The organism is Croceicoccus sp. YJ47, assembly GCF_016745095.1.
Taxonomy (GTDB): Bacteria; Pseudomonadota; Alphaproteobacteria; order Sphingomonadales; family Sphingomonadaceae; genus Croceicoccus.
Window position 1 is genome coordinate 113,562 of record NZ_CP067087.1, and the last position, 16,088, is coordinate 129,649.

At 63.7% G+C, this 16,088-nt stretch carries 10 protein-coding genes and 1 pseudogene; 2 read left to right on the forward strand and 9 right to left on the reverse strand.

Annotated elements, in window-relative coordinates:
• Nucleotides 1-79: 79 nt before the first annotated feature.
• From JD971_RS00470 to JD971_RS00505, 8 genes and pseudogenes are all read right to left on the reverse strand, one after another.
• Nucleotides 80-2,080: pseudogene (locus JD971_RS00470) on the reverse strand (chemotaxis protein CheA).
• On the reverse strand, nucleotides 2,077-2,445 hold the full coding sequence (locus tag JD971_RS00475; RefSeq protein WP_202085172.1) for a response regulator: 369 nt from the start codon (nucleotides 2,443-2,445) through the stop codon (nucleotides 2,077-2,079). Before JD971_RS00475 ends, JD971_RS00470 begins: the two are co-directional and overlap by 4 nt.
• Entirely contained in the window at nucleotides 2,442-2,771 is a 330-nt protein-coding gene (locus JD971_RS00480; RefSeq protein ID WP_202085174.1) for an STAS domain-containing protein, read from the reverse strand. The genes JD971_RS00475 and JD971_RS00480 overlap by 4 nt, the downstream gene beginning before the upstream one ends.
• An 811-nt stretch (nucleotides 2,772-3,582) precedes the next feature.
• A complete protein-coding gene (locus JD971_RS00485) occupies nucleotides 3,583-4,749 on the reverse strand; it encodes a diguanylate cyclase (protein ID WP_202085176.1) in 1,167 nt (388 codons plus the stop codon).
• Between the two features lie 592 nt (nucleotides 4,750-5,341).
• A complete protein-coding gene (locus JD971_RS00490; protein WP_236672181.1) occupies nucleotides 5,342-6,481 on the reverse strand; it encodes a carbohydrate porin in 1,140 nt (379 codons plus the stop codon).
• A 117-nt stretch (nucleotides 6,482-6,598) separates the two neighbouring features.
• A complete protein-coding gene (locus tag JD971_RS00495; protein ID WP_202085178.1) occupies nucleotides 6,599-7,192 on the reverse strand; it encodes an FMN-binding negative transcriptional regulator in 594 nt (197 codons plus the stop codon).
• Complete coding sequence (locus JD971_RS00500) at nucleotides 7,189-8,148, reverse strand: alpha/beta hydrolase (RefSeq protein ID WP_202085180.1); 960 nt, start codon at nucleotides 8,146-8,148, stop codon at nucleotides 7,189-7,191. The genes JD971_RS00495 and JD971_RS00500 overlap by 4 nt, the downstream gene beginning before the upstream one ends.
• Nucleotides 8,145-9,359, reverse strand: a complete 1,215-nt coding sequence (locus tag JD971_RS00505) for a PepSY domain-containing protein (RefSeq protein WP_202085182.1) — start codon at nucleotides 9,357-9,359, stop codon at nucleotides 8,145-8,147. The genes JD971_RS00500 and JD971_RS00505 overlap by 4 nt, the downstream gene beginning before the upstream one ends.
• A 342-nt stretch (nucleotides 9,360-9,701) precedes the next feature.
• On the opposite strand from JD971_RS00505, the gene JD971_RS00510 reads away from it, so the two are divergent.
• Together JD971_RS00510 and JD971_RS00515 are read left to right on the forward strand one after the other, a co-directional pair.
• Complete coding sequence (locus JD971_RS00510; protein WP_202085184.1) at nucleotides 9,702-11,876, forward strand: TonB-dependent siderophore receptor; 2,175 nt, start codon at nucleotides 9,702-9,704, stop codon at nucleotides 11,874-11,876.
• Between the two features lie 30 nt (nucleotides 11,877-11,906).
• Nucleotides 11,907-15,152 (forward strand): amidohydrolase family protein, encoded by a 3,246-nt coding sequence (locus JD971_RS00515; RefSeq protein ID WP_202085186.1) that lies wholly within the window; start codon nucleotides 11,907-11,909, stop codon nucleotides 15,150-15,152.
• Here JD971_RS00515 and JD971_RS00520 read toward each other — a convergent pair.
• Nucleotides 15,124-15,900 carry a helix-turn-helix domain-containing protein gene (locus tag JD971_RS00520; protein WP_202085188.1) on the reverse strand — a complete coding sequence of 259 codons (777 nt, stop codon included), beginning with the start codon at nucleotides 15,898-15,900 and terminating at the stop codon, nucleotides 15,124-15,126. The two genes, JD971_RS00515 and JD971_RS00520, sit on opposite strands and share 29 nt — an antisense overlap.
• Between the last annotated feature and the right edge of the window lie 188 nt (nucleotides 15,901-16,088).

Genomic DNA, 16,088 nt, shown 5'->3' on the forward strand with positions numbered 1-16,088 from the left:
TGCGAAGATTTCGCCCTGAAGCTCGAAGTGGAGAAATTCCTCGCCATTGTCTGTTTTGATGGTTTGTCCGGTCATCGGTCTATCCCGCGGCCTGAAGCCGCTCCTCCGTATTCTGGGTCAGCGCGACGAGTTGCGGCACATCGAGGATCAGCGCGACCGTGCCGTCCCCAAGAATGGTCGCACCGGCGAACGAGGCCACGCCCCGGTGAAAGGCGGACATCGATTTGATGACCGTCTGATGGTTGCCGATGATCTGATCCACCACCAATCCGACCCTTTCCGATCCGGTGGAGACCACGATGATCTTCTGAAAGCGATCGGGCCTCATCCTGCTCGCGAATAGTTCGCGAAGCCGAAGGAAGGGCACAAGCGTACCGCGAAGGGAAATGAGGCTTCGCCCCCGATGGCGCAGATCGTCCTCGAGCGAGAGTTCGATGCATTCTTCCACGCTGGAAAGCGGGATGACATAGCGTTCCTCGCTGACCCGGACGAGCAGCCCTTCGATGATCGCCAGCGTGAGCGGTATGCGCAATGCAATCGTCGATCCCGCGCCCGGCTCGCTCGCCACCTCGATCGTTCCGCGCAGGCTGTCGATCGTGCGCTTGACCACATCCATGCCGACGCCCCGCCCGGACAGGTTGCTGACCTTTGCCGCGGTGGAGAATCCGGGGTGGAAGATAAGCTGAAGGAGTTCCTGATCGCTCAGCACCTGATCGGGTTTGATCAGGCCATTTTCCTCGGCTTTGGCACGAACGCGGTTCCGGTCGATCCCGCGTCCGTCGTCGCGGATGGTGATGACCACCTCGCCGCCCGCCTGATGCGCGCAAAGCGTGACATTGCCGGACTCCGGCTTGCCGGCGGCAATGCGCTCCTCGGGCGGTTCGAGCCCGTGATCGCAGGAATTGCGAATGATGTGAACGAGCGGATCGAAAAGGCGCTCGATCACGGTCTTGTCGACTTCGGTGCCCTCCCCGTCGGTCGTCAGCGTGATCGCCTTTCCGGTCTCCTGCGAAAGATCGTGGACGAGGCGGCGAAACCGTCCGAACAGGGTCGAGACAGGCACCATGCGCAGCACCATCATGGTATCCCGCAATTCGCCGGACAGGCGTTCGATCTCCTCGGAAACCGAGCGGAGGGCGAGATTGACGTCGCTATGCGCGATTTGCGAAAGGCGGCTCTGTGCAATGACCAGCTGGCCCACACGGTCCATCAATTCGTCGAGCCGCTCCGCCGGGACGCGAAGCGTGTCGTTCGCCGGCTTTCCCGACGCCGTCCTGCCATCGGTGCCGCCGATCTGCGCCGACGGTCCAGCCTCCTCCGGCGTCGGTGCGGTCAGCGCATTTCCTGCTTCGGCCTACGTGCCGTCGGTGGCGTGAGAGGCGAGCGGCTGGATCGACAGTTCCATGTCGTCCATCACGAAAATGAACACATCTTCGATATCGTCTTTATCGATCGCGCCCCGAAGCACGACATCCCAGCCAATATGGCATTCCCGCGGATCGAGGTCGGCGAGGGAGGGAAGCTTGTCGGTGGAAGCAGTAATCTCGCACGCGCCGAGGTCGCGCAGTTCGTCGAGGAGGAATAACGGATTGGTGCCGTTCGCCATGCATTCGGGCGGGAGGCGGAACATCACGCGCCACCCGTCGTCCTGCGCGGGAGGCGGCACGTCAGCACCGCCCCCGCCAGCACCGCCATCGCCCGACGCGGCCTCCACGGCGGCGGTGAGCTGCGCAATGATGGCGTTCTGCCGCTCTTCGTCGACATTGCCGTCCACAAGCGCGCGCATGCGATCCTGCGCATTGAGAACGATCGAGATCAATTCCGGCGTTGCGGCGACCGCGCCCTTTCGGACCTGATCGAATGCGCTTTCGCAATGATGGGTGAAACCTGCCAGCGCATCGAACCCGAACATCGCGCCCGAGCCTTTGAGCGTGTGGAGGCCGCGGAATACCGCGTCGATGAGGTTCCTGTCGCCGGGACGTTCGGTCAGGTCCAGCAGCGCCTGCTCCACCTCGTTGAGCACATCTGCCGCTTCGATCCGGAAGGTCGCCGTGGGATCGGGGAGGCCCTGCTCGCTCACCGGTAGAGCACCTTGCGCGCGACCTTCGTCAGCTTCTCGGGCACGAAAGGTTTCACGAGCCAGCCCGTGGCGCCAGCGGCCTTGGCCTGTTCCTTCATCCCGTCGTCGGACTCCGTCGTCAGGAAGATGATCGGCACACCCGCCTGCTCGGGCTGCTTGCGCAATTCGCGGATCATGGTCAGCCCGTCCATCTTCGGCATGTTGAGATCGGTGACGATCATGTCGAACTTGCCATTATTGGCCGCGGCCAGGCCCTCTTCTCCGTCACCGGCCTCTGTGACGGTGTAACCTGCCCCGCTCAACGCGATGCGGATGGCCATGCGAACGGAAGGGGAATCGTCGACCGTGAGAATGGAAGCGGTCATTGCGGAATTTCTCCATGGAACCAGAAGGCGATGTCGTCCGACGTCGCCTGAGTGAGGAAACCTGCGCGCCGCAGAAGCTGGGTGACGGGCGGGGACACGGGGTGGGACAGGCGAAGATCCCTGGCGCCGGCCCGCGCGTCGCGGCGGGCCGCTTCGACAAGCTGCACAAAGGCGAGATCGGCCGTTTTCAGGTCGCCGATCGCGAATTCGATCGCGCCGTCCTGTTCGAAAGCGGCGATCACCTCGTCGTAGATGCCGGGTATGGCAGGAAGCGTGACTTCGGCGGGAATCCTGACCGAAATCGCAGAGCGAACCGAACTTTCCATGCGTATGACGACCCATCTCGTTAAGCTGTTTTTTTCTAGAACGAAAAACGATAAAATGAGCTTAAACGCGCCCTACGCTTCCAACCTCTGGTCCGTCTTTGGAGATTGCGAAAGAGCGGTGCGGATGGACGGGAAAGGGCGGGTTTCACAGCGGCCACGGCTGCCGCCTCCATCAACGGATGACGCGCGGATACTCCCGATTTGGCGATCCCGGCTCGCGGCCCGCGATCGATCCCAGACACGAATCCGCCGCCTCATCGTGTCGAGGTCAGTCCCGACCTTTTCCTCGTCACCTGCGGGATCTGCGCAAAATGGTCTTCGATGCATGGTGCGGGTATGTCGGCGATGGGGGATGTCATGCGCGGGCGCTGTCATTCGGATGCAAACCGCTCTCCGTTTTGCGAAGGGCGCCCTTCCCCGGTCGGGTCTCAAACCCCAGGCTTTTGCCGCTCAGCCAATGTAGCCGAGCGGCGCGTCTTGTAGGTTTGGCGGTCGGCAAGGTGACGTTCGGCGTTGGAGCGGTGGTGAAAGAAAGCATGAACCGAGGCGAGCTTGTGTAACGACTTCATTTCCCTGAAACCCTGCATCGCTCGTTCGCGCAGCGACGTGTCTCTGGCTTCTGCTCAAAGCCGGAGCCGGACATCGCAGCGTTGCAGGAGCGGAGACCGTCGGTCGTCATGACCTATGGCGATCCGTGAGGCTTCAGCGTTCCTATCATGAAGCTTAAGACTGCAGCCGGGACGAAGGTCCGCCGCGAACATTGGACCGGACCTGTTCCACCCTTGCCATCCTGTCTCATGACACAGCGGCGTCAGGCCTCCGCCAGAGACCGCTGCGGCGCAGCCTGTCGCACCAGGTTGGGAGTGTGCAACGTAACGCGGTCCCGCCCTTCGTTCTTCGAGGTGTAAAGGGCGCTGTCGGCCTCATCGATCAGGCTTTGCAACGACGCATGCGGTTGAAAGCCCGCGACGCCGAAGCTGGCTGTCAGCACGTGATCCGCGTCGATTATCTCGAATTGCGAACTGGAAAGCCGTTGGCGCAGATTCTCGGCGATGAATGCCGCCTCGATCTCCCCACGTTCCGCGGCAATCAGGGCGAACTCCTCGCCACCTATCCGTGCCGCATTCAACCCGGTTTCGCGCAACAGGGCGGCAAAGCGGCGCAGCACCGCATCGTAAGCGGAATGGCCATAGCGGTCGTTGACCTGTTTGAAATGGTCAAGATCACACAGGATCAGCGCCCCGTTCCCGCGCATCGCCTGAAGCGCCAGCCGCTCGAAAGCCGTCCGATTGGCCAGCCCGGTAAGCGGGTCGCGCTCGGACCGATCGCGATAGCCGGCGATGACCCCGGCGACCACTTTTGCGATAAGCAACAGCACAATCGGCCCGGCCAGCAATCCGTTAACGGCCAGAAGCGCGCGGTCGATGTCCGATCCCGTTATCGCGGCCAGGTCCCGATGGGCGTCGAAGAGGAGGGGGTACAAGACCAGCCGGACCGCGAAAACCGCACCGGCGCCGGTTACGCCCGCAAATAATGCCCAATCAATCGGGTGCAGGACGCGCGCGCGTGCGATACGCCACGGCGTTTCCGCAATCGCCACGACACAGGCGAGATTGAACATCATTACGGCGACGATGGCGGGCAACCCCGCCGACAGCGCGGCCCATCCGGCGGCCGCAATCGCAGCGATCATCCCATGAAACGCACGCGGAGTTCGGCCTTGCGCATACAGATGGCGCGTGGTTTGCCCGATACAGGCATAGGCGACCGGCACACAGCAGATTGCCAGCACCAGCCTTGCGCCTTCGGACGTCAGTCTGCCCAGCAACAGCACCTCTGCGGTGGCGATGAACAGGCTCGCAGTTAACCATGCCAGCGCCGGCTTGCGCTGAAACGCCAGCAGCAGAGTGACGCACAGCACCGCCATGAAGCCGTAAATGGCAACATGCGCATATCCCACACTTATCGTCGTAGGCATCGAGCCGCCAGTCCCCCTGGCCCAGCGAGTATCTCATCAAGGTTAACGAAATCTTGCCGCAGCCCTAGGCCCGGCAGGGTCCAACCAAAGCCTGACCGCTTCGTCGAAGATGCCGACACCACGTTCCGACAGGCCATCTTCCACGTTTCGTAATGAAGGCGACAATCGAACAGACGCCATAATCACAACTCTGATTACCTCCGGTGACGGGTGGAAATACCCACACGGTTTGGCGGGTTTCATGGTTCGGGGCGTTCACCTCCCCCTTCTTGCGATCCGCAATTTGCCAAAGGTTCCGTCCTTTTGACGGAGCCCGGCAGTGCCGTATGTCGATCCCGCGCACGGCCAGCAGATCCCCGCCATTCCGCTGGTCCGGCGGAAATACGGACATACATCATCACCGCCAGACGGATGATTTCGGGCAAGGAGTTGAAACAGCGGAGCCGGCTGGATGGTTTCGCAGTCTGGGCATGGGTACGCCCTGCCCGCGCCCGCGCAGTTTTCAATCGGGTGGGTCAGTTCCGACAGTGCCCCAAAGGTACCTTCCCGCTAAGAGGGCCCGCCGTTCGGCCAAGGTAAAGTGTCGGACCGGTCAGAAGCCGACCGCAACCCTGAGCCCCATCACGAGCGCATCGCGCGTTCCGGGACTGGCACCCGGGTTGATCACATATTGAAGGTCAGGCTGAACCGAGAGCCAGGGCGTCAGTTCACGCGCATAGGTGGCCTCGATCACAATTTCGGAATTCGCCCTCCCCTCGTCGACGGCTGGCACGTCAGAGGCTATGGCGTGCACCACCGCGAGCCCCACCTGCTCCCCTTCCCGAGGCGAGTAGACGACGCCTCCGGACAGGAAAGCGGCGTAGGGATTGGTTGCGCCAGAGGCGATGCCGGCACGGGCGAAGACCGCGATTCCGCAATATTCCGCGCCGCTCAGGCACGTTTCGCCGCGCAGATAGGCGCCGCTGCTCGATGCTTCGCCCCGGCCATCGACCCGGTCCTGCTTTTCGGAATAGCGCCAGTCGCCGGCAAGCAGGCGAAGCGCTCCCATGCGCCAGTCCGCTTCCGCAATGGCGAGCACGCCGTCGCCAAGAGCGATCGCAGTCCTGCTCGGCCGATCCGGGTCGCCCGGCACGGCATCGAGGATCGCGGCCCTGAGCAACAGGCTTTCCTCGATCTGCACTTGTGCGCGCACCGAAAGGCTTGTCACCGGAAAAATCGACGGGCCGTTTTCGCCCGTTTGCGCGATGTCCTGCCCGATGCCGTGCGCGCTGCCGATGAAAAGCGCGGAAGTTTCAAGCGCGTCGAATTCCGAGTTCAGATCGTAAAGCCCAGCCTTGACGCTGGCCCTGTCGCCGATCTCCTGCTCGATCCAGGCCTCGTACAGGCGGAGCGCGCGCACGCCGGTCTCGATATTGCTGACGATGTGAATGTCACCCGTCAACTCGCTGAGCGATGCGCCATTGTTGTAGAGGACATAAACCTGGCCGGTCGCGCCTTTCCATCCGGCGGCACGCTCGAGATCCGCCTCGAGCACGACATCCAGATTGTCGAGATAGCGCCAGCCGTCCTTGACGCCGCCCTCGTTCCGCCAGACTTCCGCCGTATACGCAGCCGATAGCCGGAACGCGCTCCCGGGCTGTGCATCGGCTGGCAGATCCTGCGCGTGCGCCGCGCCATGGCCAAACGCGGACAGCAGCATCGCGGCAAGTGCCGCAGCGATCCTTTTGCGCATGAAGGGATAGCAGGGATTTTCGCGAACGCGGGACATGGTAACGGACAGGCTACCCGAAAGTGCGGGCCACCACTCGCTTTAACGGGCCAGATGCTGTCTCATTTCGCTCTCGGATCGTCATTCGGATTTCCTTTTGACGAGGCGGTCCATCCACCGGCCCAGCGCGCCGTTCGCGAAATGGCGCCGTATGCGGGCGTAGTCGGACGGCCTCTCATCCTGCCCCAGCTTGAAGTACGGCACGCTCTCCATGATTTTTACCCGAAAGCCGATGATCTTCGTCAAAAGCAAGTCGGCCCGCGGCCCCATCCGGCCCATTGTCCAGCCGTCCTCACCCTCCATCAGCCGCGTGAGGATCGCGACCGACCGTTCCGTCAAATCCGCGTCCATCTCGACCGTACCGGTCAGCCGCGCCGATGCAAAGTTCCACGTCGGGGCCCAGTCGTCGCGGCCCACGATGCCCGGGGGGACATAGGCATTCGGCCCGAGGAAAAGGAACGAGGCAAGCGGTTCGCGGACGAGGATCTCCACCGCCGGGACCCGCAATGGAAGGTGGCCGAGAAGTGTCGTCGGCCCTTCCCCGTCATTCCCCTCCGCGACAACGGGCATGAGCAAGGCCGCTGCCGGGCTGGCGTGCGGCACGATCCAGCAAAGCGGCATCTGATCGAGCAAACCGCGCACGGCGCCGTCATCGGCGGAGGAAATTGCGCTCATCCACGCCGCCAGATCGACCGCATCCAGTCGGCGGCATCCGCGATGGCCTCACGCGCCAGTGCCGATATGCTGACCGCTTCGAGAAAGCTGTGCGTCGCGCCTTCATAGACATGCAGTGCGACATCGACGCCGGCCTGCGCCATTCGCGACGCGGTTTCGCGGTTCTCATCGGCGAGAATATCGCACTGCGCAACGCAGAAGAACGCCGGAGGCAGGTCCGCGAAATTGCCGTTGAGCGGCGTGGCAAGGGGATGCGGCGCGCGGTCATCGCCCCGGTAATTGCGCCAGAACCAGTCCATCTCGTCGGCGGTCAGCATATATTCGGGACCGCCGTAGCGGCTGTGGCTCTCTCGCAACCGTTCGTCGAACGCGCCATAGTTGAGGATCAATCCGCCAAAGGGCGACCGCCCCGCATCACGCATCCGCATCGCCGTCGCAAGCGCGAGATTCGCGCCCGCGCTATCGCCGCCGACGATGGCATCGGTCATCTCCATTCCGTAATTCGCGCCATGCGTTTCGAGCCATCCGACCGCCGCGCCGATCTCGTCAAGTGCGACGGGGAAGCGCACTTCGGGCGACAGGCTGTAGTCGACACCGATGATCGCTGCGCCGCTGCGGGCCGCGTATTCGCGCATCAACCTGTCATGCGTGTCGAGGCTGAAACTGGTCCACCCGCCGCCATGCAGATAGATCAGCGCCGGGAGCGGCCGGTCCGTCACGGGACGATAGATGCGCAGCGGCGCGCCTGCATCCTGCGCCCCGATCTCGATCGTTTCGGCCATCTGCGGACCGCCGCTGCGCCATGGTTGCCTGACCTTCTCGGCAATGGCCCGGCGCTCGGCAATGGTCTCCCCGCCCTTGGTCAGCCGTTCATATTCCGCATTCACCGCACGGACGAAGCGGCGGATTTCGGGATCGATGTCATCGCCCGGCATGATGGTCTGGCTTTGTGTCATGCGCCCTTCCCGGCATCTGCATATATTGGCGGGCTGCCCTTTGATTGCTTCGCGGCCTTGCGCCGCGCAACGCGGGAAGACCGTTTCTTCCACCAGATATAGAGTCCCGTGACCGACTGCCCAAAGGTCACGAGACCCAGTACGAAAACCAGCGCCAGAGAGGCAAAGCCGAAAATCTCGCCGCTGTGGAGCGGATAGACCACGCGGATCATCGCGAGGCCCGCGCTGTCGGAATAGGGATCGACCTGATGCCGCCATTCGCCCGTATCGCCGTCGAAATAATGATCGACCGGTCCCAGCTGCCGATAGCTGAGCTCGCCATGGGGCGAAAACTTGACCCCATACAGGTTCCACTGCGGCAGGTAGAGCATCCGCGCCGGCTCCCAGTCGAGGCCGATCGCTTCGGCATGGGCCTCTGCGCGCGGAAGGACATCCGAGAACGAAAGGCGGGGAACGGCGCCCTGCGGAAACGGCGCGTCCTGATCGAACAGATCATGCTCGAGCGGGGAAACAGCCGTCACGGCAGGTTCGTACGCCTCGCTCCAGAAATTGAACGCAATCGAGGTCATGGCCAGCACGGCCAGAAACGGGAGCAGCCACAAGCCGCTCGCCCTGTGGAGATCGAGCAAAAGGCGCGGGATCGCACTGGAGCGGCGAAATTGCCAGTTGCGCCACCATTTTTTCCAGAACGGCCCCTTCTCGGGCGTGGTCAGCACCAGACCCGCGATCATCGCGAGCAGCCAGAGCACGGCGATTGCGCCCAGAAACAACCGTCCCGGCGTGCCGGTTAGCAATTCGAAATGCAGATCCGCGACCCCGGCCACGAAATTTCGGGGACCGAGGCCGGGCCCGGTTTCCCTGCCCCCGATGACCGATCCGTCCGCGGGGTTCAGAAAAACCTCGTCGAAGGCGGGGGCAATGGCGCCCGGCCTCGCGGAAAGCTCGGCCGCAATGGATCGGTTGGCGTCGCTGCGAAGCGGGAAAGCGGTCACCTGCAGGCCGGGATGGGCCGCCTGAAACGCGTCGATTGCGGCCACGGTGTCAAGAGGCGTCGATGCGACCGGGTTCGAAGCAGAAAACAGATCGGAATTGAGCGCATGGTCGAGCGGGGCCCGAAACACCAGCAGGCTGCCCGTCAATCCGGCCACGGCGAGAAACGCGAGGCTGACGAGCCCGCAATAGCGATGCAGCAGCAGCAAAAAGGCGCGCATGGACCATCCCCTCCTCATTCGCGGCGCCGCCCCGTTGTGCGGCGCCCGTCTGGCTTACCATTTCGATCCTATGTCCCAAACCCCGCACGCGCGACATCCGGGCGGGCCGCTCTTTATCGCGCATGGGTCATAAGCTGCCGTATTGCAAACGTCTCGCAATATTAGCTATGGCGAGAGCGTCACAGTTTTGGAGCAAACTCGCCTTGGTGGCCAATTTGCGATGATGGATGGCCCATCCACGAAACCGGCCTGATCGAAACGATGCGTATGCTGCCCCTGCAATATTATTTTCGTCCGTGGGGGTCATCGGGCGCGCAATTTTTGCCAAAGGGGATCACTTCGATGTCGCATGCTTCACGTCTCTTCTCCGGAACGGCGCTGGCCCTTGCCATGCTGTGTCCGGCCCATTCGTCCTCCGCGCAGGATCGCGGCGTGGAAACCATCGAGACAAGCGAAAATGGCGAGCGCGTCATCATCGTGACCTCCGAACGCTATGTTCCCCAAGGCAGGCTGACCGCGACGAAGAGCGATATTCCGCTCGTCGAAACCCCGCAGTCGATCAGCGTCGTCAGCCGCGACCAGATCGACCTTCTGAACTTCATCGATGCGCAGCAGGCCGTCCGCTATGTCGCGGGCGCCACGGGCGAGAATTACGGCCCCGATTTGCGGTTCGACTTCATCCAGATCCGCGGCTTTCCGCCCAAGCAGTTCGTCGACGGCCTCGCCACGCCGGTGACGAGTACGATCTATTCCAACGGCATCGACCTCTATGCGTTCGAAAGCCTCGAGATCCTGAAGGGCCCTGCGTCGGTGCTCTACGGCTCAGCACCTCCGGGCGGCATCTATAATCAGACCAGCCGCCGGCCCAAAAGCGTCTTCGATGGCGAGATTTCCGCCATGTACGGCACCGACGATTACAAGCAGCTGGGCATGACCGTCACCGGCCCGGCGTCGGACGCGCTCGACCTGCGGGCCACGGTGATGATCCGCGACCGCGGGGCGGAGCGCGATTTCGTCGATGCGCAGCGCATCTATGCCGCGCCCGCGGCGACCTGGCATATCGGACCCGATACGCGGCTGACCGGCCTTGCCTATTACCAGTATGACGAGGTGAACGGCGACACGAACGGCTTCTTGCCGGCGGCGGGCACGCTGCTCGACAATCCGAACAGCAAGCTTCCGCGCAGCGTCAATCTGGGCGAGCCGGACTACAACCGGTACGAGCGCAAGCAATGGGGCGCCGGTTTCGAATTCGAGCAGGATTTGGGTCCCGACATGGGCCTGACGGTGAATGGCCGCTATGCCGACTATGCGGAGGAACAGCGCGTGATCTATGCCGCCGGTTTCACCGACGCGGCCATGGATACGGTCTATCGCAACAGCTATCCCTATCAGGAGGACGTGACGTCGCTCACCATCGACGGGCGTTTTCATGGCAAGTTCGACACCGGCGGGATCGAGCACAATTTCCTTGTCGGCGTCGATTACCGTGATGTCGACAATGATGCGCCCTTCGGTTTCTGCAGCCCGTTCTTCTGCCCCAGCGGGGCGAGTGTGCCCGATCCGATCAATATCTACGACCCGCAATACGGTCTGCCGGCAGGCTTCGTGACGCCGCCACTCGACACGGTGTTCACCGACCAGACGTTGAAACAGACCGGTCTTTACGCGCAGGACCAGATCGCCATCGGCGGGCTGCGCGTCTTGCTGTCGGGCCGCAACGACTGGGTCGATCGCACCAGCTTTGGCACCGATGGCAAGCAGGACGAGTTTACCTGGCGCGCGGGCGTGTCCTATGTGACCGATGCGGGCGTCGTCCCGTATGTCAGTTATGGCACATCGTTCGAGCCAGTGCTGGGCGTCGACATCGCGGGCGATCCGCTCAAGCCGACCACGGGCGAACAATGGGAAGGCGGCGTAAAATATGATGCGCGCGGCCTGGGCGAAGGGATCGACCTGCTGCTGACGGCGGCTCTGTTCGACATCCGGCAGGAGAACGTCACCAGCGCGGTCTATTCCCCCGTGTCGGCGCCCGTCGGTTCGACGCAGTCGGGCGAGGTGAAGGTCCAAGGCGGCGAGCTTGAGTTCGTGGCCCGCATCCGCAACCAGCTCGCGATCAACGGATCCTATTCCTATACCGATACCGAGGTCGTGGCGAGCGAGACGCCGCAGGAAGTGGGCGCGGCGCTTCCGGTCACGCCCAGGCACAAGGCATCGCTGCTGGCCGACTACACGTTTCAGCGTGGCTCGCTTGCAGGCTTTGGCTTTGGCGCGGGCGTGCGCTATAACAGCGACGGGGCCGGCAGCCTGCCGGGGCCGTTCAACCCGATCGTTTTCGAAACGGGCGAAGCCACACTGTTCGATGCGATGCTGCACTATGACTTGCCGAACTGGCGCCTTGCGATCAACGGATCGAACATTTTCGACGAGCGCTATGTGGCGCGCTGTGCCGATGCGAACAATTGCAACTTCGGCGCGGGGCGGCAGGTGATCGCGACGGCAACGTACAGGTTCTGAACGACAGGTTCCGGCTGCGATGGAGGTGGAATGATGGATGCAGGACGGCTGGCAGGCGCAATCGCCAGCGTCCTCCTGCTGTGGACGGCGACGCCCGATGCCGATGCGATGGGACGCACAGAGGCCGATGGGACGGCGGGTGTCCTCCCCCCTACGCCATCCGGCCTGCCGCCCATCCCGCGCGCCGAAGCCGGTGCGACACTCCCGCTCGCGCCGGAGCGGGAAATCGCCTTCACCGTAGAGGAAGGCACCGCGCTCCAGCCCGCGCTGTCGCCTGACGGGCGCACGATCGTCTTCGCCATGCTGGGCGATATATACACCCTGCCCAGCACCGGCGGCCAGGCACGCGCCATCACGCGCGGCATGGCCATGGACACGCAGCCGGAGTTCTCTCCCGACGGACGATGGATCGCGTTCCTTTCGGATCGCTCCGGCCCCGAAAACATATGGATCATGCGGACCGACGGCAGCGAGGCACGGCAAGTCTCGTTCCACGGGGGCGACCCTGTGTTCACCTCCCCTTCGTGGAGCGCAGATGGCCGCGCCATCCATGTTTCGCGCTTCTGGCCGGACCGGAACGCCTATGAATTATGGGGGATTGCGCTGAACGGGGATGGCATGGGCCGTGTCGTCATACCGACCGAGGGGGACGGCACGACGCGGCATGCGCTGGGCGCCGTACCGACGGCGGATGGCGGGGCGCTGATCTATGCGCGGCGCGAAGGCGATCTGGACCTGGCCTCGCCTGTCGAGTGGCGCATCGTCCGCCGCGATTCTGTCAGCGGACGCGAGGAGCTGCTGGTCAAGGCGGTGGGCGACATCCGGCTGGGCAAGGTGCAATCCAGCGCCTTTCGCCCCGCCCTTTCGCATGATGGCAAAACGCTGGCCTATGTGCAGCGACGCACCGGGGAGACATGGCTGCGGCTCCATGACCTCACGACCGGGCGCGAACGCGATCTCGTGGAGCTGGACCCCGATGCGCTGCAGGCGTCCTTCTGGAGCGATATTGCGCCCCGCGTGGCTTTCACGCCCGACGACGCCGCAATCATCTTCAGCAAGGGCGGCAAGCTGCGGCGGATGACCCTTGCGACCGGATCGCTGGAGACGATCCCCTTTCGCGCCGAGGTGAAGGCCGGACTGGCCCCGCTGACGCGCGCGCCGGTGCGCGTGGAAACCGGGCCGGTGCGCGCCCGCATCATTCAGCACCCGGCCTTGTCGCCCGACGGATCGACGCTCGCCTTCTCCGCCCTGGGCACGCTCTATACCATGCCGGCATCGGGCGGGGATGCCGAACCTGTCGCACCGGGACTGCCCCCGCAATTCCATCCATCGTGGACCCGGGACGGAAAGGGCCTGCTGTTCGTGACGTGGACCGCGGCCGAGGGCGGCCATGTCTGGCGGTCCGATCTGGACAATGGCAAGGCCGAGCGCCTCACGCAGGAGGACGCGTTCTATACCCATCCCGTCGAAGCACCGGACCGCAGCATCGTGACGATCCAGTCGCCCACCGCCGACCGCCTCGCCCGCTATGTCGAGTTCGGCCAGTTCCGGCAGGCCCGGCTTGTACGTCTGGGGCCGGGCGGCGCGGGGACCGAGGTTCTGGCCGAGGGCGACATCGGCGGAACGCCGCATTTCCTCGCCGATGGGACCTTGCTGCTCAACCGGCCCGATGGGGTCTATCGCATCGACACGGGTGACAAGATCATCGGGGTGACGGGCCCCAACTGGTATTTCGCACAAGGAGCGGCCGAGGCCGACGACATCCGCATCAGCCCCGACGGCCGCCTCGCGCTCGCCCAGATCGCGCAGCAATTGCATCTGGTGGAGGTGCCCTCTGCCGGGGACCGCGTGGTGTCCTTGTCCGATGCCGGCAGCCATCGCCGGTTGAGTGACGTCGGCGCCGATTTCTTTGGCTGGGGCGCGGCGGGAACGACGGCATATTGGTCGGTCGGTTCCACGGTCTTCAGCATGTCGCCAAACAGCCCCGGCATCGCCTCGGTCACGGCCGAGGTCGTCTTGCCGCGCGACGTTCCGCGCGGGCGCCTGTTGCTGACCGGTGCGACGGCCATCACGCAAGGCCCGCAAGGTACGATCGAAAACGCGGACATATTGATCGAGAACGACCGGATCGCAGGGATCGGCCCGGCTAGGACAATCCGCGTTCCGGAAGGCACCGCGCGCCGCGACATGGCGGGCCGTTTCGTCGTGCCGGGGTTCATCGATGTGCACGATCATGTCGCCGACATTCGCCGCGATGTCCTCGATTTCGAACCGTGGGGCCCTGCGGCCAATCTCGCCTATGGCGTGACGACCGCGTTCGACCCCTCGACGCTTACGGTCGACATGCTGGCCTATCAGGACGCGCTCGATGCCGGGCTGGCGCTCGGCTCGCGCATATTCTCGACCGGGACGGCGATCTTTTCGTTCAACGATTTCCGTTCGCGCGGGGACGTGCGTGATGTCCTGCGCCGCTACCGCGATCACTACCGGCTTTCGAACATCAAGATGTACCGCAGCGGCAATCGCATAGTCCGCCAATGGATCGCGCAGGAAGCGGTAGATCTGGGGCTTCAGCCGACGGCGGAAGGCGCGCTGTCGATGAAGCTCGACCTTACCCACATCCTCGACGGTTATTCGGGGAACGAGCATGCGATCCCGCCGCCGGTGCTCTATGACGATGTGACACAGTTCCTGGCGCGCAGCGGCACCAGCTATGACCTGACGTTGCAGATTACCCATGGCGGCTATCCGGCGCAGGATTTCTTCATCGCCCGGGACGCGCCGCATGACGATCCGAAATATGCCCGCCTCGCCCCGCCATGGTTCCGAGACCAGAAATTCTGGCAGCGCGAATGGACCGATCCGGCGGGTTATGTCTTCCCCCGCACCGCTGCGAGCGCGGCACGGGTTTTTCGCTCTGGCGGCCTCGTTGCCATCGGCGCGCATGGCGAAGTGCCCGGGCTTGGCACCCATTGGGAAATGCAGGCGCACCAGATGGGCGGCTGGACTCCGGCGGAAATCCTGACGGCGGCGACCATCAATGGCGCCAAGGCGATTGGCCGCGCGGCGGACCTCGGCTCGATCGAAACGGGCAAGCTGGCCGATCTCGTCATCCTTTCAGCCGATCCGCGCATCGACATCGCCAATACGCTGACCATCGAACAGGTGATGAAGGGCGGCCTACTTTACGAGGGCGGCACGTTGGCGCAGGTCTGGCCGGACAAGGCGCCTGCCCCGGCGTTCTGGTTCACGCCTGCCGGTCGTGCGGCTGATTGATGAAGGCGCTGGGCGGCATGCCGAATACGCGGTGGAACGTGGCCGTAAACGCGCTGGGGCTTTCGTACCCCACCTCATAGGCGACGATTGCGACGGGCTTGCCTGCCTCGATCAACGGAATCGCGGCCATCAGGCGTACCTGCTGGCGCCATGTCGCGAGGCCAGCACCCGTTTCGCGCCGGAATGCGCGGGTGAAGGTGCGCCGCCCCATCGCGGCAAGCGACGCCCATTCGTCAAGGTCGCGCTGATCCGCAGGGTCGTCCATCAACGCATGACACACGCGCAGCAGGCGCGGATCGCGGGGCATGGGAAGATCGCTGGGGGTCACCGCCATGCGCCTGATTTCGGACAGGAGCAGGCTGGCAATCGTGCCTTCGCGCCCTTCCATGTCATAGGCAGGGTGGAAATGACCGACCTCGAACACCAGCGCGCGCACAAGGTCGCTCACCTCGATCACGCGTGCTGTCTGCGGATTGGGATCCAGCGCCGGATCGATATACAGCGTATAGGCCGATACGGGCCCACGGCACTGCACCTCGTGCACGAGATGCGCCGGAATCCAGATGGAGCGGCGGGGCGGAAGCATGAAGACCGCCTCGGCCGCGCCGATCATCATCACGCCCGCACTGCAATAGGTCAGCTGCGAACGCGGATGGCTGTGCGGCGGATCGCGCATACCGGCCGGATATGCGTCGGCGAACCCCATGATCGGCCTCGTGGCCAGCGGATAGTCGGCGGAATGTTTCATGCCCCTCGCGCGTCCCCTTCCCGCCAAGGTTTCGCGCATGACGTGCAATAGTCAATCGGGCAATTGGATGACGATTCCGAATGCTTGCCAGCCAAATCGCTGCAAATGAGGTAGCTTGCGGGGAAACGGGATGCCCGAACGCTTCCCGTAAGCCTGCACGCCTGAAGAAAAGGGTTGGAGGCGTCAAT

Bases quoted from the DNA above. Each gene is read 5' to 3' on its own strand.
- JD971_RS00475 (WP_202085172.1), bottom strand. From the start codon at position 2,445: ATGACCGCTTCCATTCTCACGGTCGACGATTCCCCTTCCGTTCGCATG.
- JD971_RS00480 (WP_202085174.1), bottom strand. From the start codon at position 2,771: ATGGAAAGTTCGGTTCGCTCTGCGATTTCGGTCAGGATTCCCGCCGAA.
- JD971_RS00485 (WP_202085176.1), bottom strand. From the start codon at position 4,749: ATGCCTACGACGATAAGTGTGGGATATGCGCATGTTGCCATTTACGGC.
- JD971_RS00490 (WP_236672181.1), bottom strand. From the start codon at position 6,481: ATGCGCAAAAGGATCGCTGCGGCACTTGCCGCGATGCTGCTGTCCGCG.
- JD971_RS00495 (WP_202085178.1), bottom strand. From the start codon at position 7,192: ATGAGCGCAATTTCCTCCGCCGATGACGGCGCCGTGCGCGGTTTGCTC.
- JD971_RS00500 (WP_202085180.1), bottom strand. From the start codon at position 8,148: ATGACACAAAGCCAGACCATCATGCCGGGCGATGACATCGATCCCGAA.
- JD971_RS00505 (WP_202085182.1), bottom strand. From the start codon at position 9,359: ATGCGCGCCTTTTTGCTGCTGCTGCATCGCTATTGCGGGCTCGTCAGC.
- JD971_RS00510 (WP_202085184.1), top strand. From the start codon at position 9,702: ATGTCGCATGCTTCACGTCTCTTCTCCGGAACGGCGCTGGCCCTTGCC.
- JD971_RS00515 (WP_202085186.1), top strand. From the start codon at position 11,907: ATGATGGATGCAGGACGGCTGGCAGGCGCAATCGCCAGCGTCCTCCTG.
- JD971_RS00520 (WP_202085188.1), bottom strand. From the start codon at position 15,900: ATGAAACATTCCGCCGACTATCCGCTGGCCACGAGGCCGATCATGGGG.